The following is a 23208-nucleotide window of genomic DNA, read 5'->3' on the forward strand; positions in this document are numbered from 1 at the left end:
AAAGCAGTTAAAAACAGCCCTGATGGAAAATGAAATCGGGCTGTTTTTTTATTTTATTTTGGCTTGTGAAGCAAACGAAGAGTTGCTGTTATGTAAGCGTGACGAACGGGGTAAACATTTGAATAATCAATAGTTGAAGATGTATTCTTGTTATATTACTTAAATCCAACTAAAGATTTACATGACAACGGAGAAGACAGAAAAAAGAAGAACGAAGTGTTCTGTCATCGGAGTGCAGTGTAAATTGTATCAACATCATGAACTGGAGGGGTTAATGTGGAACGTAACATCAAGGAACTGGTACAGCGGATGACACTGGAGGAAAAAGCGGGTATGTGCTCGGGACTGGACTTTTGGCATCTGAAAGGGGTGGAGCGTCTTGGCATCCCATCCATCATGGTGACGGACGGACCTCACGGGCTGCGCAAGCAGGATGGGAGTGCAGATCATCTAGGACTTACGTCGAGCGTACCTGCAACCTGTTTTCCGTCTGCGGCAGGACTGGCTAGTTCATGGGACAAGGAGCTGGCGCGTCAGGTCGGGGTGGCCCTGGGTGAGGAATGTCAGGCCGAGGATGTAGCGGTATTGCTTGGTCCGGGTGTGAATATTAAACGTTCCCCGCTGGGCGGGCGTAATTTTGAATACTTTTCCGAAGATCCGTTGTTATCTACGCAGATGGCTACCGGTCATATTCAAGGTGTGCAGAGTCAGGGTGTGGGTACGTCTCTCAAACACTTTGCAGTCAATAATCAGGAAGAACGACGCATGTCGATTGATGCGGTGGTGGATGAACGGACGCTACGTGAGATCTATCTGGCGAGCTTCGAAGGTGCGGTGAAGGATGGACAGCCGTGGACGGTGATGTGTTCCTACAATAAGGTGAACGGTACGTATGCTGGTGAGAATGAATGGTTGCTTACCGACATCCTGAAAGACGAATGGGGTCACGAAGGTCTTGTGGTATCAGACTGGGGTGCGGTCAATGAACGTGCAGACGCCCTTGCAGCAGGACTGGAACTGGAGATGCCAACAAGCGGTGGAATCGGTGAGCGTAAAGTAATCGATGCCGTAGAGAGCGGACAACTGCCGCTGGACAAGCTGGATCGGGCGGTGGAGCGTCTGCTTACGCTGATCTTCAATGCCGTTGATCAAAAGAAAGAAGGGGCTACATATAACAAGGATGAGCATCACCAACTTGCGCGCAAGGTGGCAGCCGAGAGTATGGTTTTGTTGAAAAATGAAGAAGGTCTCCTGCCGCTGGGCCGTGAAGGCGAAGTGGCGTTAATCGGAGCATTTGCGCGTAAACCTCGCTTCCAGGGCGGCGGCAGTTCACACATTAATCCGACCAAAGTGGATGATATTGTGGAAGAGATGACCCAGGTGGCTGGCGAAGGTGTAACCTTCTCGTATGCCCCAGGTTATCGGCTTGAAGCGGATGATGTGGATGAGACATTAATGCATGAGGCTGTTCAGGCAGCGCAGTCGGCGGATACCGCTGTTGTGTTTGTTGGATTGCCAGATCGTTATGAATCCGAAGGGTATGATCGTGTCCATCTGCGTCTGCCTGACAATCATATTCGACTGATTGAAGAGATTGCGAAGGTTCAATCCCGTATGGTCGTTGTGCTGAGCAACGGATCTCCAGTGGAGATGCCTTGGCTGCCGCAAGTACAAGCTGTGCTTGAAGCGTATCTTGGTGGACAGGCGGTTGGTGGAGCGATCGCAGATCTGTTGTATGGTGAGGTGAATCCGTCCGGTAAACTGGCGGAGACGTTCCCAGCCAAGCTGAGCCATAATCCATCTTATCTGAATTTTCCGGGCGAAGGCGATCGTGTCGATTATCGGGAAGGCATCTTTGTTGGATATCGCTATTATGACAAAAAAGAACTGGAGCCCCTGTTCCCGTTTGGTTATGGACTAAGTTATACAACATTTGAATATGCTGACCTGAAGGTAGACCGCACGGAACTGACTGATCATGATGAGGTGAATGTGCAAGTTCGGGTCACTAATACCGGAGACAGAGCGGGCAAGGAGATTGTACAGCTGTATGTTAGCGACGTAGAGAGCACAGTTATTCGTCCGGTCAAAGAACTGAAGGCTTTTGCCAAAGTAGCGCTTGAACCTGGAGAGTCAAAATTAGTGAGTTTTACACTAAATAAGCGTTCATTCGCCTATTACAATGTAGATATCAAGGACTGGCATGTGGAGACAGGAGAGTTCGAGATTCAGGTGGGCAGCTCCTCTCGGGACATTCATGTGCATACACGGGTGAATGTCGAGTCTACAGCGACATTCCTTCCCACTTATACGCGTAATAGCACATTGGGTGATATCCAGCGTGATCCGGCGCATAAGAAGCTATTGGAACAGGCTTTGCAGCAATTCCAGGAGGCCAGTGGATTTGGCGGTGATGATGCGGGTGATCATGCAGATATGATGGATGCAATGATGAAATATATGCCGCTGCGTGCACTGGTTGCGTTTAGCGGTGGGGCCATGACGGAGGAAGCGATGAATGAGCTTCTGGAGCAGCTAAACAAGAAGGATCATGGTATTCGGGGATAAAGCGCAGCAGCTATAGACCGAATATTCGTTCATCCTTGGATGGAGTGACTCTGCAATCCGTGCAGGAACTGCGCACGAAGCCACAAGAAGGTGTATGTGAGGACCAGCCGCATAGTGGCTGGTACTGTTACCCGATCCGATGATGGATCGGGTTTTCTTTTTGCATAAGGGAAAAGGAGGGTTAACGGGACGGCGGGATGTGAGGTGATCCTTGCAACGTGACAGAGGTGACAGGGCTGCTGTAACTTGCTGAAGCAACATGGTTGTCGTAAAGGATGGATTATTCTATAATGAAGTAATTGATAATCATTTTCAATTAGATTCGGTGAAAGATGACTATGCATGTATTCAGGAGGGGAACATGAATCGTAACCCTAGCTCACATACGTTTGGTTCAAGTGCGTTTGTTCAGACCCGCGATGGTCGCAAACTACATTATATGTCCAGGGGAACAGGAGAACTTACGGTTGTATTTGAGTCCGGTATGGGCGCCTCCAGATCAGCCTGGGGGTTGGTTGCACCCGCCGTTGCTGAGCATGCACGTGCTGTCGTGTATGACAGGGCAGGGGCAGGACGAAGTGATGTCGACTCGGCTCCCCGCAGCCTTGAACGCATTGCAGAGGACCTTGGGGAATTGCTGACAGCACTGGGCCCGGGCCCATTCATTCTTGTGGGACATAGCTGGGGAGGTCCGATTGTACGGGCTGCGGCAGCTGCAAATCCCTCTAGATTACGAGGCATTATTCTGGTAGATCCATCAGACGAGCATTGCGATATGTATTTCTCCAAACTTACTAAAAAGAGCTTTGCCATCAATGGTTTCATTATTCCAATTATGGCGCGTACAGGCTTATATAAGTTGCTCGGTAGCAAAGCTGGAAGCATTCAGCCTGACGATGTGGCGGCGGATCATCTCAAAGAGGATTTCACTGTACACGCAGCCAGCACGATGCTTGCGGAGGGCAGAACATTTCTGAATGACATGGCAGCGCTGCTGGAACATCCTCCGGCTCTGGGTAATCTGGAAGTCAGCGTGATCTCGGGTACGAAACCGGGCAAGGGAGAGGGGAAAATCAGACCTGCTCTCATCACGGCGCATCGCCAGACGGTGAGCCAGTTATCCAATGCGAGATGGATTGGGGCGAATCAATCGGGACATATGGTTATATATACAGACCCTCAAGTCATTATCGATGAAATTGTACGAATGATAAATGAAGTGAGCTTAGGCGCAAGAACAGATCAAAAGTGATACAATACAAAGAAAAGCAGTGCGCGACATTGCTAGACCATATAAGCGGAGTGTGGAGAAGAAAATGAAACCAGTTGAACAAGAACCAACGGGAACCACAAATCCCGGTCGTGCCAGTGTTGGCATGGAAGATATCGTGCGCGCACATCATGTGCTGCGTGAGGTCATTGTAAGAACGCCGTTGCAGCGGGACGCTGTATTGTCGGCCAAATATAACTGTAATGTGTATCTGAAAAGGGAAGACCTTCAAGTGGTGCGCTCGTTCAAAATTCGGGGTGCCTATAATATGATTCGCAGTCTGACACCAGCCGAGATGGAGAAGGGTATTGTCTGTGCAAGTGCGGGCAACCATGCTCAGGGTGTCGCTTTTAGCTGTAATGCCCTTGGGATTAATGGGAAAATCTTCATGCCGAGTACAACCCCGAACCAAAAGGTGAAGCAGGTAAGACGTTTTGGTGGCAGTAACGTTGAAGTGGTGCTGATCGGGGATACGTATGATGATGCCTATGCAGAAGCGATGCGTGCATGTGACGAACAGGGCATGACGTTCATCCATCCTTTTGATCAACCGAAGATTATTGCAGGTAATGGTACGGTAGCGATGGAAATCATGGAAAGTCTCGATGAGAATGCCGACTATGTGTTCGTGACGATTGGTGGCGGAGGACTGGCAGCCGGCGTGGGAACCTACATGAAGACCGTGAGTCCAGAGACACGCATCATTGGAGTTGAGCCACTTGGTGCAGCTTCCATGAGTGAGGCGATGTTCCGCAAACAGGTTGTGACGCTGGATGATATTGATAAATTCGTGGATGGCGCAGCGGTGAAACGGGTTGGTGACCTTACCTATGATATCTGCAGCAGTATACTTGATGACATTGTGAAAGTGCCGGAAGGCAAAGCCTGCACAACCATTCTGGAGCTCTATAATGAAAATGCGATCGTGGTCGAGCCTGCCGGTTCGTTGGCTGTTGCGGCGCTGGAGCAGTATCGTGAGCAAATTGTGGGCAAGACGGTGGTCTGCGTCATTAGTGGCGGGAACAACGATATTGATCGGATGCAGGAGATCAAAGAACGTTCTCTCATCTACGAAGGTCTGAAGTATTATTTTATGGTTAATTTCCCACAGCGTGCAGGAGCTTTACGTGAATTCCTGGAGGAAGTTCTAGGGAAGAATGATGATATCACCCGGTTTGAATATACGAAAAAGCATGATAAGGAAAATGGCCCTGCCCTGGTGGGCATTGAGCTCATGTACAAGGAAGATTACCATCCCCTGATTGAACGTATGAATCGCAAAGGTATCGCCTATACCGAGCTGAACAAAAATTTGAATCTGTTCAACATGTTAATCTGATGAATTATTCAACAAGGCAGTCAGACATGCAGTCGGAGGTGAAATGAAGTATGCAATCAGATCACCAAGAAACATCTCCTCTAATCAGACCTGCGCGGATAGAAGATGCTGATCAGGTCATTCCATTGTTAGTTCAGGCGATAGGAGATATTGCTTACGCGCTTGCGGGTGAGGCGGATCATGAGAAGGCAATGCAGATTTTGCAGGCGTTCTATGTACAGGAAGACAATCGGATTAGCTATCGTCATGTGACAGTGATGGAGCAGGATGGACTGATCGCAGGAATTCTTGTAGCCTATGATGGCGGTGAAGCGGATCTTCTGGACCAGCCGATTCTGAATCGCCCTGGACGAAGTCGGGATGAGAAGTATACTTTGGTTAAAGAAACCCGCCCGGGTGAGTATTATCTGGATACTCTCTCGGTAAGTGAAGCTTATCAGGGGCAGGGCATCGGCCGGGCACTGATGGCTGCTTTTGAGCAGCAGGGCAGGGATCTGGGGCACTCCCAGGTATCCCTGATTGTAGAACAGGACAACGGCCGTGCGCTAATGCTCTATGAACGGCAGGGATATGTCAAAGACGATGTCATTGTCATCGGAGGACATGAGTATAATCATATGGTCAAACCGATTCAATAGAGCAAGGAACCAAGAAAAAACCGCTACAGGGGAGATCCTCCTGCGGCGGTTTTTTTGTCGTAATGATATGTTGTAACTTAGCCTAAATGTAGGCCTGAATGTTAATTTGGGAAGGAGCGGATTAACTTAATAGTTTGCATAATCACTGACCGGCACATGCTGCTCCAGCCATTTCTCGACTTCAGCCGTTTTCTCATATTTCGATTCCTTAACCACGTCCATAAAGGCATCCAGCTTGGTGAGGAATTCGCTATCGACGGATGCAAGGCGTTGCAAGACGCCGTTGTATCCTCTTTGAGCGTTTGGTACCATTTTGTTCGTGTCATAATCAAACAGCGGTGTATTGTTCAGTCCATAAAAAGTATACAGGGTATAACTGTTTAACAGATTATGCACCTGCTTGGCCCGATTCGATTTCGGATGCAGCTCCAGGAATTTTTCCTGACTGAGTGCTCGAAGGAGAATTTCCTGATAGCCAATGACAAGAGCACCGTCATCCGCAGGCAAGTTTTTCGTTTCCTTTGTCATGATATGGATGTAGCTTGAGATATCCTCTTTAATGACAGAGGTATATTTCACGAATGCCGCATAATTCATGATGGGATAGAGAGAGCCTTCGAGCATGACGAGGCGGTAGCCGCTGTCACGGGCTTCTTTTAGCAGTGCACGCAGATCGGAGTCCTGGGTACGCTCCATGAGTTTGGTGAAGCTATCGTTCATCTTGTAAGCCTTGATCATTTTGTCCTGAACGTTAGGAACGAGCAGGCGGTCCGTCATGGCACTCAGTGCCTTCAGGCGAGCATTCTCCAATTGCAGCACCATCAGGGTGGCGTGATGTTTTGTTACTTTTTTGATATGAGATTCGAGATAAGTATCTGCGGCAGGCAAGCCGTTCTTTTTGTAGAGCATGGACTGAAATGTTTGATATATGGTTGTTGAACTGGCAGTTGTGACTTTGGAATCTGTACTGGAAGAAGCGGCAGAAGCAACTCCGGATAATGGAATTACAGCCGATTGGAGCAGCATGAGGACGGCGGTGGCTGTAATGAAGGTACGCATGCCTGTACGTTTGGCAGATTGAAACGATGATGTCATAGATATGAACCTCCCGTAGTTAAGAAAATGATAGCCGTTGTTCACTAGTCACTATACATTAACGTAATTGGGGCAGGATGTGGTTGCGGAATAGTGACAAATTCTTCTGTTATTTTTAACTTTTGGAGGGTGGAAGATAGAGGAAGATTTCTGCGAAAATATTTTTTGTACAACTGGAAACCTTTGAGCTGATCGGAACGTCTTAGTTGTGCATAGGTAAATACAGGAATTATTGAAAAGGACAACGAATCTATTTCGATGTTAACTACATGCGAGAATGGGGATATGGGATATGAGGAAAGCGGGAGGAAAACAAGTGAAGAAGGTAATGTCAGCGCTGGCTGTATCGGCCATGCTGATGTCCGCACTTCCAACGTCGGTTATGGATGCAGCTGCGAGGATCAGCATATATATTAATGATGCAGAGTTATCATCTGCTCAGGCACCTGTGATGAAAGGTGGACGTGTACTGGTTCCGCTTCGGTCGATATTTGAAGGATTGGATGCGAAGGTATCGTACACCAACAGAACCAAAACGATTGTTGCAACTCGCGACGATCAGGAAGTTACTCTGACCCTTGGTTCCAAAACGGCATACATCAACGGGGAAGCGATCTCGCTGGATGTACCTGCAAACACGATTAAGGGCAACACGATGGTTCCGATTCGTTTCGTCAGTGAAGCTTTTGGGGAGAAAGTATTCTGGAACTCGCGCAATCAACGTGTAGATATCAAGACAACGGCAACGCCACCAGTGGATGAGACACAATATGCTGCATGGAACATCTATGGTTCGGTATCTGGAAGTAACGGGGATGGTCGTGACCTGACCGTGAGCTTCACACGTCCAACTTCGGAGAAGGCGGTCTCTGCTTACCGGATTATGTTGGTGAAAACACGCGATGTGAATACCTTCACGGAGTCGGCAGCATCGGCCGTACCTTCTGCAAACTATACATCTGTAACACCGAATGGCAGCAACCCGAAACTGACGCTTAATGCACAGACGCGTGACGTGAACGGGGATTTGCTTAACAGCAATGAAACGTACCGCCTGTATGTACTGACTGTTGGTAACAGCAGCAATAATTATAAAAATGCATTGAACTGGTCTTCCCAGGCATTGAAGCTCAATATTGTGAAATCCACAGTACAGGCAGTTACAAGTCTGCGTGCCGCAGATATTAGTGACTATGGCGATGGCCGCGATCTGGAGATTAACTTCACGCAGCCGAGCACAACATCGAACATTACGTATTATCGTGCTTTTGTTGTTAAAGCGAAGGACTCTTCTGCGTTTAATCTGGCTGCAGCGAACAAAGTGTCCAGTGCAAACTCCACGATCATATACAAAGGCAACGCCGCTGCGGTCAAAAGTCAGTTGACTTCTTCGACTCGGGATACGTCCGGCGATTTGATCAAGAGCGGTACAGCGTATGTAGTGTACATCCTGTCCGTAAGCACAAATACAACAACAGACAGCAAGCTGTCCGCAGCATCCTCTTCACTTACATTGTCCGTGAACACAGCAACGTCTCCGGTAATTACGCAGGTAAGAGACAACTCGGATTATGGAGATGGTCGTGACATTCAAGTGAGTTTCAACCGTTCATCGGATGAGTCCAAGGTAGCGAACTATCGCATCTTCGTGGTGCGTAACTCGGTAGCCAGCAGTTTCAATCTGACGACAGCAAGCAATCTGTCCTCCAGTCTGTACTATACGGTGAACAAAACAGGCAACAACATTACAACGACATTGCCTTCATCCATGAAGGATACAAGTGGTTATAACGTAACGAATCTGCAAGATTATCGCATCTACGTGATGGCAGTGGGCAATCAGCAAAATGGATACACCAATGCGCTGTCAGCTTCCTCCACTGTGCTGAGACTTACAACGAACGGTAACGCGGGAGTGATTAGCAACCTGGCTGTTGCGGATATTGGTGACTACGGTGATGGCCGTGATCTGCGGGTGTCTTTCAACAAAGCTGCGGATGAATCCAGAATCTCTGCCTACCGTGTATATGTCGTTCGTTCCGCTAATGTGGGCAGCTTCACACTAAGCGCAGCTAATGCGTCGAACAACTATACGCAGGTGAACAAAACGGGTGGCAACCTGTCCGTTACGCTTCCGAACTATGCGGTAGATACCAATGGTTATACCATTACCAATAACATTGCTTATCGGGTATTCGTGCTGTCGGTGAATAACAACGGAAACTCCAGTCAGAATGCGTTGTCTGGTTACTCTTCGCAGATTACGCTGACACAGAATGCGGCTGTAACAGCTCCGAGCGGTGTGGTGCCATCTGATATTGGGGATGCTGGAAATGGTAGTGATCTGCGTGTGACGTTTAATAAATCTGCGGATGAGACAAATGTAAATCATTATCGGGTGTTTGTAGTGAAGGCGGGTAGCACGTTTAATCTGAACACAGCGAATGCATTGAGCAGCGCGTATTACAGAACCGTCAGTAAAACGGGAGCTAATCAGACTGTTACTTTAACAAGTAGTTCCAGATCTGTGGACGGTGAACTGATTCGTAATGATGTGGCCTACCAAGTATATGTGATGGCTGTGAATAACAATGCTTCTCTGGCGAATGCATTGTCATCGCCTTCCGGCGCAATCACACTGACTTCGAATACTGCTGTAGCGATGGCGAGCAATGTGGACGTAACTGTGAAGGCAGCAGCGCAGGCATCGGGGGATGCAACTGATATTCTGGTTACTTTTGCTAAGCCTCTTAACGTCACTGGAATATCCAACTATGCAATAATGATAGTGCCATCAGGACAGATCAATTCATTTAATTTAAATTCAGCTAAGTCTGTTTTATCATTGGGTAACTACCTCAATTTACCTAAGAATGAGTCAAGTACGAACGTACAGCCTTTTGCATTTACATCAGATGTTAACGGAACTCCAATTGACTCTAGCAAAACCTATCGGGTCGTTGTTGTATCAGTGTCTGACAGCAACACACGTGAGTCTAGTCTCTCCGTGGCTTCGAAAATCTTTAGTGTGAATGCGAAACAGCAGCAACCAGTTGAAGTGAAGGCCGCAAGCCTTACTGCAACCGATGCAACTGGAGCTCAAGGACCTGCAATAAAAATTAATCTTACTCCGAATGTAACTGAACAAGGAATTTCCCAATATAAAGTTTTTGTTGTGAAAAACGGCTCTACGTTTACTCCTTCTGTGGCAAACGGTGTAAACGATACTGATCGCTTCCAAATTTTTGCAAAAGGATCTAAAGGAGATTTGGCACTGACCCTTTCGAAAGATACAGATGGCGATGCAATTGTTGCTGGAACGTCTTATCAAGTGTATGTCTTGTCTGTTGCGGATCAACAGCAAGCGACGATTAACGCTTTATCCGCTCCTGCCTCAGTGCAATTGGCAGCTGCTCAGCAGCCAGCAACAGGTAGTCCAGCTTCTGATACCCCAGTGGTAGATCCAAATAATACAACATCACCATAAATTTGTGGCTCACGTGTTTCAAACTATGAATTACTGTTTAACTAGTCAACCTCCCTTTTCATTTGAAAAGGGAGGTTTTTCTATTATCCTAGCGCAACTGCCTCACTTAATAATTGAAAATCTTGTCGCCAAAAAGGTTCCTAAGACCATTGCTGGAACAGGACAACCCGATGGATAATAGAAGGAATAAGCTAGAAGCCTATGAGCCGAAAGGAATGATGGAATGCTTGCGTTTCGTTTGACGGGCCAGCCGGATTCCCGGTTGCCGCTGTACCTGTATTGTGTGGGCACGCAGGAAGAGAAAGTTCTGCATAGACCGGATGGATTTCCGGTGTATCAGTTGTTTTTGTCAGGCGGCGGTGAGGGGCAGTTCAGGATTCCGGGAAAAGGGACATGGACCATGGGAGCAGGACAGGTATTCATCGTGGAACCTGGGATTGCGCATGAGTATGTGCCTCGTTCCAAATCCAAAGGAGAACTGGGTTATATCGGTATTGGCGGTGCATCTGCTGGATCGATACTTCATAGCGCGGGTTTGCTTCAGAACGAGCCGTATCCCATCTCCGGTTTTGACATCATCTGGTCGCGGTTAGCAGATCTCTGGCACGCACTGGATCAAGGAGCAACAGAGATGTGGAACACATCAACCCTGATCTACCAGCTCATTTTGGATATAGCACAATCCAAAACTCCATCTGCTGTCGATATTGGAAGTGTTGGACCATCTAAGGAACAGGCTGTAACACGTTCGAATCGGGAGTCCGATATGGGCAAGGAGGCACTCATCCGGGCAGTGGCATTGATGCATACACATTATCAGGATGACCTGTTATTGAGGCATGTCGCTGACGCAGTGGGTTATTCGGTGCAGCATCTCAATCGATTGTTCCATCATCATTATGGCGTGACAGGACATCAATATATGCAGCGATTGCGGTTGCAGAAGGCTTCGGACTGGTTGAACAAGCATCCAAGTGCAAGCGTGCGAGAGGCGGCAGAGAACATCGGCATGGAAGTGAACTATTTTATCCGGATGTTCAAGCGGGAGTTTGGAGAAACACCAGGCAAAGGAATCAAACATCGGCACCAGCTCCAAATGGAAAAAGACCTCACGAATTCGTGAGGTCCCTTAATTGATGATATAACGCGTGTTATGCTGTTTTCTTTTGACCGAATAAAGGTCTTAACGTTGCAAGCCCCACAATGCCGATCACTGTACTCACCCATGGAGCTAGTGCGAATACCGGAAGTTTATCACGGAGCGGATACCCGACAAACAGCACGAGTATCACAACTACGATGTAGATGACGATCCCCCGAATATTGACCTTAGGTATCTTGTTTCTGTCGGCTCCTTCATCATCTGGACGCTCAGCAAGGCGGCGGAGCATCTCCACCAATGCGATTCCGCCAACGGCCGCTACGATTAAGGAGAATAGACTGATGTGTTGGAACGGTTCCGTATCCCCGCCAGTCCAACCCACGAACAGTCCCGCACAACCTTGGATTAACATGACAAAAGATATTGCCGCCCAAGCGATCATGGCATACCACTTGGGTGTCCGTTTCGCTGGTTCAGCATTCTCCGTTGGTTGTGGTTCTGCAACGTTGTCTTTCTTTTTCGATGAAGCTGCTGGACTATTACCAAAGGTTGGACTGGATGTATCGACCTCAGCGGCAGCCGTTTTCTTCGGTGCTGTATCTGTTATCCCGAGCTGTGCATGGATGTCTTGTTCCAGATCAGGTCCGTATAGCTCGCGAGCGGGTTTGTTATCCCGCTGAGCCTGTACGATTGCTTTTCCTGCGGAGAGAATCCATTCTTCCTGTGTTCTCTCGTCCGCTGGCGCATGACGCGCAATGGTGCTGATCTCGTCATACAACTTCACATGTTCAGGTGTCATACGACTCATCTCGGTTATTTGCCGATTCTGTATTTCTTTCAGTTTCTTATAGGAAATCCCCAATGATTGCTCCCCCTGTCTACACACGTTCTGATCTTCCAATGATCTGAAGACCCTGACGGTATTTTAGTATACGGGAAGGGCTCTCGTTTCGCAAAGTCATTCCTTATTAAAAAGCTGCTCATGGTTGGCCCAGATCCCCACACAGGCCAGAATGACACAGGTGCATAACAGTACCAGTTTACCGTGATGTTGAATCCATTCCAGTAAATGTTCCATGAATTCATTCCTTTCGGCAGAAGGATTCCGAGGCATATGCTGCCAATGATTGTTCGTTTATTTTCCCCCATTCATGTGAAAAAATACCCTCACACCTCACAGATCTAACGATTGTGTGAAGTATGCATAAAGAGCAGCCGATTCCATCACAATAGTAGCATTTCCAACAGAAATCCAAGATTGGAGTGTGCTTGTGATGGACAAACAAACAGATTTAACGCGTAAGCTGCTATTGAACAGCAACTCCCGTGGAGTTGTGGACGAGGTTGTATCCTTTGAGGAAAATTTGGAGGACACGGAGTATGCAGAAGAACTGACAGATGGCAATTTGAGGGGAAGAAGTTTCTGGGACAATAGTGATTCGGGTCATGAGCATGAGTGGAATGGACGGGTGGAGACCCACGAGATGTTCCGCAGAAGCTACGAATAACGATCCTGCAACACGTGGTTTAAATACTCAAAAGATATCCGGGCCAGCTGTCATCAGCATGGCTCATTTTTTTGCGCTTACCATCCGATAAAATGTAGACTAGCAGTCGACGTAGAAAGGGTTCTTACTTACGTTGACTTGCGGGTTACGGGATGATAATATATGAATAACATCTTAATACACACTAAACTTATCGGATTATATATATTTAATAAATGAACTTAACAGGCTAAGCGTGGAAAGGGGAAATCGGTATGGAACGTCAGATCAGTATTCGTCATGGACAGGAAGAATTAACAGCCACGATTCATTATCCGGTTGTGAAAGATATCAATGAGGAGAAGAGTCAGCAGCGAGTGCCTCTGGCAGTCATCTGCCACGGCTTCGTTGGTAGTCGAATCGGCGTGGATCGTTTGTTTGTAAAGACTGCCCGTGAGCTGGCTGAAGACGGATATCTCGTCCTGCGTTTCGATTATATCGGTTGCGGAGAGAGCAGTGGGGAGTATGGAGCGGAGGGACTGGAGTCCATGGTGCTGCAGACACGCTCGGTGCTGGATTACGCGGTCAATTGCAGTGATGTAGATCCTACACGCGTAACGCTGATTGGTCATAGTCTGGGTGGTGCCGTTGCATTACTAACGGCTGTGCGCGACAAACGTGTCAAGAATCTGGTGATGTGGTCCTCCGTGGGTTATCCATTCAATGATATCGTGAAGATTACGGGACGCGAAGTATACGATGAAGGCGTGAAACTAGGTGCAGCTGACTATCTCGGATACAAATTCACACCGACGTTCTTCGAGTCTCTCGCTGAACATCAGCCATTCCAGGAAGCAGTCAAGTTTAACGGTGATGTTCTCGTCGTGCATGGTACGTCAGATGAGATTATTCCTGTAGACTACGCATTCCTGTATCAAAAGGTATTCTGGATGCGTCAGGAAGGACGTTGCGACAAGGAAATTATCTTCCAGGGCGATCACACCTTCTCTTCAGGTAAAGAACGGGAACAGCTAATTACACGTACCAGAGAGTGGCTGGGCGAACGTCAGAAGATTGAGCAGGATTGGCAGCACTGGATGATATAAATGGCAGGATTGCAACGGTTTGGGGATGTCCGCTTGGAAAAGCGCCTTCTTAGGGGTAAAATAGAAGAGTAAGCATCCTATCCGTGTCTGGAGGTTGGCAGCAATGACATTACCCGCACTTTTCATTGCGCATGGTTCTCCCGCTCTGGCGGTGGAGAGCAATGACTACACTCACTTCTTGAACCAGCTTGGAGACAGGCTGCCGGCTCCGAAAGCCATTGTCGTATTTACGGCGCATTGGGATAGTCCTGAACCGTCCGTGACGATGGATGATACACATCAGACCTTGCATGATTTTTATGGATTTCCTTCTACGATGTATACGATGGAATACCCTGCATCCGGGCAGCCAGATCTAGCGAACGAGATATGTGCTTTGTTCACCCGCAGCAATCTGGCGCATCAGCCAATTCGAGGTCGAGGGCTGGATCATGGCGTATGGGTACCGTTGCTCCATATGTATCCTGAGGCTAATATCCCCGTAATCGCTGTATCTGTAGACTCGCTGCGTACGCCGCAGGAACAGTATGATATAGGCCGAATACTGGAACAGCTGCGTCATGATGATGTGCTGATCATTGGTAGTGGTGGAACGGTTCACAATTTACGATTGCTGGGCAATACGGATGAACCGCAAGCGTGGGCGGTGGAATTTGATAACTGGATCGGGGAGCGCTTGGAGCAGTGGAACACAAGAGAACTGTTTCAATATGAGAAAAAAGCCCCTCATGCACGTACGGCAGTGCCGTCGTATGGTACAGAACACCTTGCGCCTTTGTTCTACGCGATGGGTACAGCAGATATGTCCCGATCAGCGAAGCGTCTATTCCAATCTTACCCTTATGGAACGCTCAGTTTGAACTGCTGGCAGTTTGGAGACGGCGTGTAACTTGGAACAGACAACAGCCTGAATAGGTGTTTGAAGCCAGTTGGGTACGGACAACATGTGTTAATGTATACAATTACAATATATAAACAAAAGAAGGTTCCTGTACACCCTGGATGGGCTAAAGGAACCTTCTTTTAATACGAGGACATATTCATACAATAGATCTTTATTTGCGGATTTCGAACAATTCACAGTCTGTACGCGAATGATAAGCAAGTTCACTGACACTGGATTGTACAACTATGGTATTGCTGTCAAAACGGATAATAATGCCACCCGAGTCAATCTGGTGATTATCTTTGAAAACTCGAACCTTATACTTCATATTCATGGCTTCCTGGAAGTCTGCATCGGTCTCAAGACGTCGCTGGGTCGGCATATCGTGTACTCCTTTGAAGTTCAACTTTATGCTCATCATAATATGATTTTCTATGGATGGGCAAGTCAGCCAGGACATTCAGGCTAATCTTGAAAAGTAAAAAGCCCTGCTCTCCGGGGGATGGAAAGCAGGGCGGCAGCGTTGTTGATTATTGTTTAAGCTGTTTTGTGAGTTGGGCTAATTGTTGGTGTGTCTTTTGGGTGATTACCTTTGTTGCGAGTGATCAATCCGCGAAGGTAAGGCAGTACCCAGTGATCCAGACCGATTTTACCTGCATTTGCACCAGCAACAACCAGGAAGATTTGCATCAGAACCAGTTGAGCGTTCGTGCTTACTGTACCCGAGAAGAGGAACGCGAAGTTCATCACGAGAGCCATCAGCGCAGCCAGTGTTGTGAAGCATCCGAGAATGAGTCCTACACCTACAAGGAATTCACCAAGCGGAATGATGAAGTCGAACAATCCTGCGTTTGGTACAGCGAATTTCTCTAGGAACGTTCCCCACCATGCTTGAACTGTTGGGTTTTCACCCGTTGCTTTACCGACTGCCCCGGCGAGGAATCCGCCAGCTTGGAATCCGCCAGTCAATTTGCTCCATCCGTGAGTCATCCAATCATAACCGATATACACCCGAAGTACTGTCAAAATCCACATTGCTACTTTGTTTTCTCTAAGCCATTGGTTGAAGCTGAACATATGAACCACTCCTTCATGGAATCTAGTGTGTGTTGTTTTTGTTTTTCTAAGTGATCACCTTTGATGTCTTTATTGTATAGTCCAAAAGTCGTTTTGTTTGTGATTAAAATCACAATCTAGTTCAAATTTTAAGTAAGGTTTGAGAAGTTCACATTTAGGACATATTTTTCTCGCTATTCGCTGTTTCAAATGTGAATTTCACGCTGTATCAAGGCCTTCAGGGCGCAGACAAATCGGATGGGGTGTGATTAAATGGAAAGAAATACGTGAAATGGTTGCCCACATGAGACATATATCACAACTTAGAACCAGGCCATATCGTTCAGGAGGTCCTATATTGAAGTTTTTGAAATGGAACAAAGCAGCATCGGCTGCATCCCTGTTTATCCTCTCATTAAGTCTTGTTGCTTGCCAAAACCAGGATGTAGCGCAGATGCCACTTCAGCCAGAACCGACACCTGCACCTGTACAAGAAGAACAGACTGTGGAGGAATCCAACACGTCTCTCTATACAGCACCTCTTACAGGTCTGCCTGTAGATGAAGCGATTACGCGTCGACCACTCGCCGTCATGATTAATAATGCACCAGCGGCTCGGCCCCAATCGGGTCTAAGTTCAGCCGATATCATTCTTGAAGTCCTCGCAGAGGGAGGCATTACCCGTTTCATAGCCATTTTCCAGAGTGAAGGCGGTGCGGAGACGGTTGGACCTGTTCGCAGTATACGTCCATATCTGATTGAGCTCGGCGAAAGTTATGATGGGGTACTTGTTCATGCCGGAGGCAGTCCGGAGGCGTATTCCATTTTGCAAAGGCAGCAGAAACAGCATATGGATGAAATATCGAATGGTGGACCTTATTTCTGGCGTTCCAAGGATCGTAAAGCCCCACATAATCTGTATACTTCAGCGGACAAGCTCAGAGAAGGGGCGGACATCAAGGGCTATAGCCATGAGTTTAAATCTCCCGTATACATCTATAACGAAGAAGGCGCGACATCCGCAGGAGAGACAGTGAAGCAATTCGATATCCATTATTTATTGGATAGTTACCGGGTGACGTATGATTATGATGAAGTTAGCGGACGATATATGAGAATGGTGAATGGTAAGGCAGATCAGGATCTGGATAATGGGACTCAACTTGGCGCAGCGAACATCATTGTGGCAGGTGCAGATCACAAGGTGCTCGATAGTGTAGGGCGGTTGTCCGTTAATTTGGAACAGGGTGGGGAAGCCATGTTGTTTCAGAACGGTAAGATGATTCGTGGGCAGTGGGTGAAGAAGCAGGGGGATATTATCCGGTTTGTTCAGGATGGTAGTGAAGTGGCTCTTGTGCCGGGTAAAACCTTTATCAGCATTGTTCCCAATCAACCGGAATTCTCCAGTCATGTGAAGCTGGCTGTGCAGCAATAAAGGATGTAATGAAAGAAAACGATGAAACATGTATTCATTTTGTTGTTGAAAAGGCATGATATTGTACCTTAGCGTGAAAAGTAGAATCGTGTCGGTTCTGTATTTGGATGTCGAATTGTAAACGCAGTGTAAAATCTTGACTTGAATTTACCATTATTCCAAATAATTAAGATTCATTTCAGATTAATGTGATAAGAATATAAAAAAGGATCACACCTTTTGTACAAACCATGAAACAAATATGATAAGATATCAAAGGTTGTCATTTCATGTTTCATCGGTTATCGGCAATTTTTCTCGTAAAGGGGATAGAGCTATGAAGCTTAAGAAGAAGAAGGATATATTTTTTGAGACACTGGAGAACATGGCAGATACGGTTGTTCAAGCGGCAGATTATTTCTCCCAGCATGTTTCCAACCTTCAGGATGTGACTCTTTTTGCCAATGAAATGAAGAAGTACGAGTCCCAATGTGATGACTATGTGCACACAATCATTACGGAACTCAACAAAACGTTTATCACGCCGATCGAACGCGATGATATTATGGAGCTGACAACAACACTTGATGACGTATTGGACGGACTCGAAGCAACGGCTTCCCGTTTCTATATGTACCAACTGACGGATCCTGACGAATATATCGTGCAATTTGCTGAAATTTTGCGCCAATCGGCTTACGAAATTCAGAAGGCTATTCATTTGCTGTCTCAGAAAAAATTGCTGGCGATTCGCGAGTACACGATTCGATTGAACGATCTGGAAAACCAGGGCGACGAAGTGCTGCGCATGTGTATCAAGAACCTTTTCGCTACCGTTCCTGATCCGATTGAATTGATCAAACGTAAGGAAATTTACGAACGTCTTGAGACAACAACGGATGCTTGTGAACACGTAGCAAATGTGCTCGAATCCATCATCATGCGTAATTCTTAAGGAGCCAGAGAATAATGGAAACAACGATTTGGGTATTAGGTATAGTCGTCTTCCTTGCACTGGCGTTTGACTTCATCAACGGTTTTCACGACACGGCCAATGCCATCGCCACTTCAGTATCGACACGGGCACTGACGCCACGTCGCGCGATCCTTTTGGCAGCGGTAATGAACTTTGTCGGTGCGATGATGTTTACAGGCGTTGCGAAGACGATTGGGGGGAGTGTAACCGACCCCACCACGCTGGATAACGGGATCGAGGTCGTCATAGTCACCTTGATCGCTGCGATTATCTGGAACCTGGTTACATGGTGGTTTGGTATTCCGTCTTCTTCATCACACGCACTGATCGGAGCCCTTGCAGGTGCCGTACTCGTTGGCGCAGGTTCCGACAAAGTGAAGTGGAGCGGGTTCATTGATATTGTCGGAGGTTTGCTATTATCACCTCTAATCGCATTTGCCATCGGTTATGTGGTCATGACGATTCTCAAATACATTTTTGCCAAACGCAGTCCGCATAACGTGAATAAAGGTTTCCGTACGGTACAGATTTTCACGGCAGCACTGCAAGCTTTCACACACGGTACGAATGATGCACAGAAAGCGATGGGTATTATTACGTTTGCTTTGGTTGCAGCAGGTGTACAAGATCATCTGGAAGTGCCGCTGTGGGTTAAAATCTCAGCAGCAACCGCGATGGCTCTGGGTACATCCATTGGTGGTTGGAAAATCATCAAAACAATGGGTACCAAAATCTTCAAAATTGAACCGATTAACGGATTCGCCGCCGATCTGTCAGCTGCTTCCGTTATTTTCACAGCAACGTTGCTTCACCTTCCAGTTAGTACAACGCACGCGATCACATCGGCTATTCTGGGTGTGGGTTCCGCAAAACGTTTCTCTGCTGTGAAATGGGGACTTGCTGGACGTATCATTATTACGTGGTTCATTACAATTCCAATTACTGCTGGACTGGCAGGATTGTTGTACTGGATTATTTTCTAAAAAGAGAAGTGATCCCGTACGAATTCGGGGTTAACAGACAAACTGTTCATAACTGTGTGAATATCGGGATATGTGGACAATTATACAACCAAAATCAAGAGACGCCTGTGCATGAACGTGTGGACAGGCTGGATATGTGGATAGCCATCCGTGGAATGATAAACCAAAAGAAGATATTCCTGTGGATACAGGGAACTGTGGATAGGGAAATGAGAGAAGCCAACAGGGTTGGCTTTTTTTGTTGTCGAGTTTGAAAGCATCTGTGGATATTTTGGGACGTGGGAGACGTGCCTATGGTTAACGTTGTACAATGACTTAAAGATACAAGACAAGGACGTGGTCTGATTTATGATTCGTACACTCGCCATTACACGAGAACATCAAGTCTCCGTGAACGTACCGCTTACACAGCTGGATCTGAACGATTACGCCTGGGTATGGGCGGATTTTAACCAGCCAACGGAAGAAGAGAGCCGTTTGCTGGATACATATTTTCATTTTCATCCCTTAGCTATTGAGGACTGTCTGCATGTGTTGCAGCGGCCAAAGCTTGATTATTATGAACATTTGCAGTTTCTTGTATTGCATGCACTGAACCCGTCCACACTGGAAGCCGAGGAGGTTGACTTGTTTCTCGGAGCGAACTTTCTTGTGTCTTTTCATCATGGCGTATTGGAGGAAGTGGATGAAGCATGGGATCGATTATTGCACCATGCACATGAGCGTACGATCTGGGCGCGAGGTCCAGTGGCAGCGGCGTATACGGTGATGGACAAGCTGGTCGATCATTATTTTCCATCCCTATTTGCCATTGAGGATGAACTGGCTGAACTGGAGAACCGGGGTGGACAAGAGTCCGTTGAAGACCTGATGAACCAGGTGTTTGACCTGCGTAGCCGATTGTTGAAGCTCAGACGAACGGTTGTACCGATGCGGGATCTGCTCTATCGAGTGGTGAACTCCCAGCATGTGCAGCGAACAGGCGAACATACAGCTTATTTTACTGATATCTATGACCATTTATTGAAGCTGACAGACATGATCGAAGCCGATCGGGAGATGACGGCCGACCTGCGGGATAGTTATATTTCCCTAAACTCTAACCGAATGAATCAGATTATGAAGACACTCACAGTGATTACGACTGTATTTATGCCGCTTACGCTGATCGCGGGTATTTATGGCATGAACTTTGCCTATATGCCTGAACTTCAATGGAAGTTTGGGTATGGGGCGGTGCTGCTGTTGATGTTTGTGCTTGGCGGAAGTATGGTGGCCTGGTTTGTGAAGCGTGGATGGTTTAAGTAGAACATGTTACATTTGGACAGCGGTGAGGGTGTGTTAGGGGACTTGCAGTTTGAACTATATATGCAAAAGGCCACTGGCCATGATCTCGGACAGAAATAACTGTAGGAGATGATGTTTGCCAGATGGCCTTTCTGATGCTGCTATAGATATACTAGAAATATTCTATCCACATGTGAATAAGTTGTCGCTGGAATGAGTTGTGTATAACTTGCGAATTATCCCTGTTCCTGCACTTCAAGGACAAAAGAAGTCGTTGCTGCCGCTATACCATTCACTACAATCGTTAACGTATGTAGTCCAGCATAGTATTTTCTCGTTGTAATGATTTTAAATGATTGTTTGGTGGCAACCTTGGTTCTGCCTGCCGCGTACATTTTATCGGAGCATTTGAATCGTTTGGGAGCCTGCTTGCCGTTTGCCTTCATATAACCCATCTCATATTCAATTCGCAGCATCTGTGACTCACCACTCTCATTAACAACATCAAATGAAAAATGAAGATCCTCGCCAATGGCAATCGTATCTTGTACAAGCTGAAGCTGCTCAATGTGAATGGAATCCTGCTCGTTATAACCAAAAAGACTTAGTGCTTTGGGATGTCCTTTCTTCAGTAAGGACCTGCTGGCATGCCGGACAATCCAATCTGTGTGGGCATGTTGTCCATACCAGGTGGTGGCCAGATCCAGGACAAGTTCGGGGTGGTCTTTGGATATGTCATTCAGATGATTGGCAACACTTTTGCGCACATAGAGGGACTCGTCCTGTTTCAATGCGTGCAGAATCGGAAGTACAGGTGTTGGATCAGTGATAAAGTTCTGTAGTTTGGCACCCCATGGCAAACGTGGTCGGCTTCCCTCACTGGCAAGTCTGCGGATATGCTCATTGTCGCTATCTGCCCACGCCATCATATGTTTCATCGTTTGGATTGGATATTGTTTAATAAACGGGCGTACCGCGAACTCGGAGCTGGAATAGGGTGTGAAGAGGGCCAGATACTTCATGGATAACTCGTAATCCTCTGGGTCAAGTCCGTTCACTTCGATAAAATCCGGTACAAACAGATATTCAACGCCTCTCATATTCGGAGCGGCTTGTTCGATAATATGTAATGCTTCCTCATAATTGTCGGGCAGCACTTCGGTCAACGCCAGTGTGATTCGGCGAATCCGCCCTTTGAATTCCAAATGTTCCCAGCCTTCAGCGAAAACCAATTCATGAAATAGCTGTGTATCCAGCTCTGGGTAGAATTGATGCAATAGTTCGCCGGTCCGATCGATTAATGCGGGCGTATATTTGTCTTTGATAAGTTCCATGGTCCGCCTCCTTTAGTTACTATCCAGTATACCTCAAATTACAGAAATAAGAACATAAGTTCCTTAAATTTATTTGTGTGTTGATGAACGGTGTTAAGGCACCCACCTTCTGTATGGGGGTGCCTGGATGAATTTAACGTTTGCGACTTTTGGGACGGCGCTTCGTGGAATTGGATTTGCGGCGGACTGGAGTCGTGTTGCGGCGACGTGGAGTACTCGTTTGTTTATTCGTCCGCTTACGTTTCCGTCTCCGGGGCGGCGTATATTCTTCATAATCTGCATCAGCTGCGCTGTTATTCGATTTACCTTTTCCAAAAGGCAGAATGCCCATAACGAGTTTCATCATCGGTGCCATCTGCTGGATACCACCAACGACCTTTTGCATTTTGCCTATTCCACTCATGATTCCATCAATACCGCCGAAGCGGTCGATCATTCCTTTTAACTCACCGATGTTGGCTAATGAAAAACCGGAACTGCCCGTAGCAGGTGCCGGTACCGGAGCTGGGGCAACAACCTGAGCTGCACCTCCGTATAAGTTCCCTCCGGCCACACCTTGCCCATAGGGTACGACTGCAGAAGCTTCGACTTCACCGAAGCCCGGGTAATGGGGCTCTACTCCAGGGTACATCGGTTGAATCTGAGTTTCATTTAGAGACCGCGGAATCACACCGGGTGGCATATAGGCAGAAGTATGTGCCTGCCGACGTGCATGAGAAGACGGACGCTGCCCTTGTGCTGGCTGGCGATGATAATAATGCTGTGGCATGAACGATCACGTTCCTTCTATTGGATTTCGGAATTGCGTTCCACATGTTTCATGACAGATGTACATCATATACGGTAGTGGAACTCCCTTTTGTTATACTGTATGTCATTCGCGGAGAGACGGCGTAGGCGGGTATCCCGGAAAACGGGATATTTGCGGATTTGGGCGCATGGCATGATGGCAGGTTCCCAAAGAGAAAATGCAGTTTAGACACAAAATTGTCACATTTAAGCGGGTTGAAATCCTACATAAGTAATCGGATATATGCAGGTGAAAACTGGGAATTAACGCGGTAATTTCATCTGATGTGCGCGAGGGGAGGACAATAGTACCTTTTGTAAGCGGTAACATGTATTTTTATTCTGTAGTGCGTGAAATCGGTAACGCTTGAAATACCAACTCAGTGTGAGT

General features: G+C 47.1%; 19 protein-coding genes. 13 read left to right on the forward strand and 6 right to left on the reverse strand.

The annotated features are described in order from the left end of the window. Positions 1–276 precede the first annotated feature (276 nt). The 4 genes from NKT06_RS03750 (at position 277) to NKT06_RS03765 (ending at position 5815) form a co-directional block, all read left to right on the forward strand. Entirely contained in the window at positions 277–2568 is a 2292-nt protein-coding gene (locus NKT06_RS03750; protein ID WP_253430061.1) for a beta-glucosidase family protein, read from the forward strand. A 361-nt stretch (positions 2569–2929) separates the two neighbouring features. Beyond that, entirely contained in the window at positions 2930–3820 is an 891-nt protein-coding gene (locus tag NKT06_RS03755) for an alpha/beta hydrolase (protein ID WP_253430064.1), read from the forward strand. A gap of 64 nt (positions 3821–3884) precedes the next feature. Then, positions 3885–5177, forward strand: coding sequence for a threonine ammonia-lyase IlvA (ilvA, locus tag NKT06_RS03760; RefSeq protein ID WP_253430067.1), 1293 nt, complete (start codon positions 3885–3887; stop codon positions 5175–5177). Positions 5178–5227: 50 nt separating this feature from the next. After that, a complete protein-coding gene (locus NKT06_RS03765; RefSeq protein ID WP_253430070.1) occupies positions 5228–5815 on the forward strand; it encodes a GNAT family N-acetyltransferase in 588 nt (195 codons plus the stop codon). Between the two features lie 126 nt (positions 5816–5941). Here NKT06_RS03765 and NKT06_RS03770 read toward each other — a convergent pair whose 3' ends face one another. Further along, on the reverse strand, positions 5942–6910 hold the full coding sequence (locus tag NKT06_RS03770) for a hypothetical protein (RefSeq protein WP_253430073.1): 969 nt from the start codon (positions 6908–6910) through the stop codon (positions 5942–5944). Between the two features lie 316 nt (positions 6911–7226). Between NKT06_RS03770 and NKT06_RS03775 the strand changes: the two genes are divergently transcribed. Both NKT06_RS03775 and NKT06_RS03780 read left to right on the forward strand, forming a co-directional pair. Next, positions 7227–10397: a stalk domain-containing protein gene (locus NKT06_RS03775; RefSeq protein ID WP_253430076.1), complete on the forward strand. Its 3171-nt coding sequence runs from the start codon at positions 7227–7229 to the stop codon at positions 10395–10397. A gap of 223 nt (positions 10398–10620) precedes the next feature. After that, positions 10621–11520, forward strand: a complete 900-nt coding sequence (locus NKT06_RS03780) for an AraC family transcriptional regulator (protein WP_253430079.1) — start codon at positions 10621–10623, stop codon at positions 11518–11520. Between the two features lie 28 nt (positions 11521–11548). Here NKT06_RS03780 and NKT06_RS03785 read toward each other — a convergent pair whose 3' ends face one another. Next, positions 11549–12361, reverse strand: a complete 813-nt coding sequence (locus tag NKT06_RS03785; protein WP_253430082.1) for a DUF1129 family protein — start codon at positions 12359–12361, stop codon at positions 11549–11551. A gap of 412 nt (positions 12362–12773) precedes the next feature. Between NKT06_RS03785 and NKT06_RS03790 the strand changes: the two genes are divergently transcribed. From NKT06_RS03790 to NKT06_RS03800, 3 genes are all read left to right on the forward strand, one after another. Continuing rightward, positions 12774–13007 (forward strand): hypothetical protein, encoded by a 234-nt coding sequence (locus NKT06_RS03790; RefSeq protein WP_133387380.1) that lies wholly within the window; start codon positions 12774–12776, stop codon positions 13005–13007. Positions 13008–13261: 254 nt separating this feature from the next. Continuing rightward, entirely contained in the window at positions 13262–14092 is an 831-nt protein-coding gene (locus NKT06_RS03795) for an alpha/beta hydrolase (protein WP_253430085.1), read from the forward strand. A gap of 103 nt (positions 14093–14195) precedes the next feature. Next, positions 14196–14981, forward strand: a complete 786-nt coding sequence (locus NKT06_RS03800; protein ID WP_253430088.1) for a DODA-type extradiol aromatic ring-opening family dioxygenase — start codon at positions 14196–14198, stop codon at positions 14979–14981. 166 nt (positions 14982–15147) lie between these two features. Here the strand turns inward: NKT06_RS03800 and NKT06_RS03805 are convergent, their stop codons facing one another. Continuing rightward, the gene (locus NKT06_RS03805) at positions 15148–15360 is read right to left on the reverse strand and encodes a hypothetical protein (protein ID WP_253430091.1); all 213 of its coding nucleotides are present in this window, start codon (positions 15358–15360) and stop codon (positions 15148–15150) included. Positions 15361–15515: 155 nt separating this feature from the next. Further along, positions 15516–16055, reverse strand: a complete 540-nt coding sequence (locus NKT06_RS03810) for a DoxX family protein (protein WP_253430094.1) — start codon at positions 16053–16055, stop codon at positions 15516–15518. Between the two features lie 337 nt (positions 16056–16392). Between NKT06_RS03810 and NKT06_RS03815 the strand changes: the two genes are divergently transcribed. The 4 genes from NKT06_RS03815 to corA all read left to right on the forward strand — a co-directional run bounded on the left by NKT06_RS03815 (position 16393) and on the right by corA (position 20715). Next, positions 16393–17469 carry a DUF3048 domain-containing protein gene (locus NKT06_RS03815; RefSeq protein WP_253430097.1) on the forward strand — a complete coding sequence of 359 codons (1077 nt, stop codon included), beginning with the start codon at positions 16393–16395 and terminating at the stop codon, positions 17467–17469. A 316-nt stretch (positions 17470–17785) separates the two neighbouring features. After that, on the forward strand, positions 17786–18403 hold the full coding sequence (locus NKT06_RS03820; protein WP_062836231.1) for a DUF47 domain-containing protein: 618 nt from the start codon (positions 17786–17788) through the stop codon (positions 18401–18403). Between the two features lie 14 nt (positions 18404–18417). Next, on the forward strand, positions 18418–19407 hold the full coding sequence (locus tag NKT06_RS03825) for an inorganic phosphate transporter (protein WP_062836232.1): 990 nt from the start codon (positions 18418–18420) through the stop codon (positions 19405–19407). 348 nt (positions 19408–19755) lie between these two features. Beyond that, a complete protein-coding gene (corA, locus tag NKT06_RS03830) occupies positions 19756–20715 on the forward strand; it encodes a magnesium/cobalt transporter CorA (RefSeq protein ID WP_253430100.1) in 960 nt (319 codons plus the stop codon). 215 nt (positions 20716–20930) lie between these two features. Here the strand turns inward: corA and NKT06_RS03835 are convergent, their stop codons facing one another. Next, complete coding sequence (locus NKT06_RS03835) at positions 20931–22028, reverse strand: DNA alkylation repair protein (RefSeq protein WP_253430102.1); 1098 nt, start codon at positions 22026–22028, stop codon at positions 20931–20933. 133 nt (positions 22029–22161) lie between these two features. After that, the gene (locus tag NKT06_RS03840) at positions 22162–22797 is read right to left on the reverse strand and encodes a tyrosine protein kinase (protein WP_253430105.1); all 636 of its coding nucleotides are present in this window, start codon (positions 22795–22797) and stop codon (positions 22162–22164) included. Positions 22798–23208 lie beyond the last annotated feature (411 nt).

This window comes from Paenibacillus sp. 1781tsa1 (assembly GCF_024159265.1).
In the GTDB taxonomy this organism is placed as follows: Bacteria; Bacillota; Bacilli; order Paenibacillales; family Paenibacillaceae; genus Paenibacillus.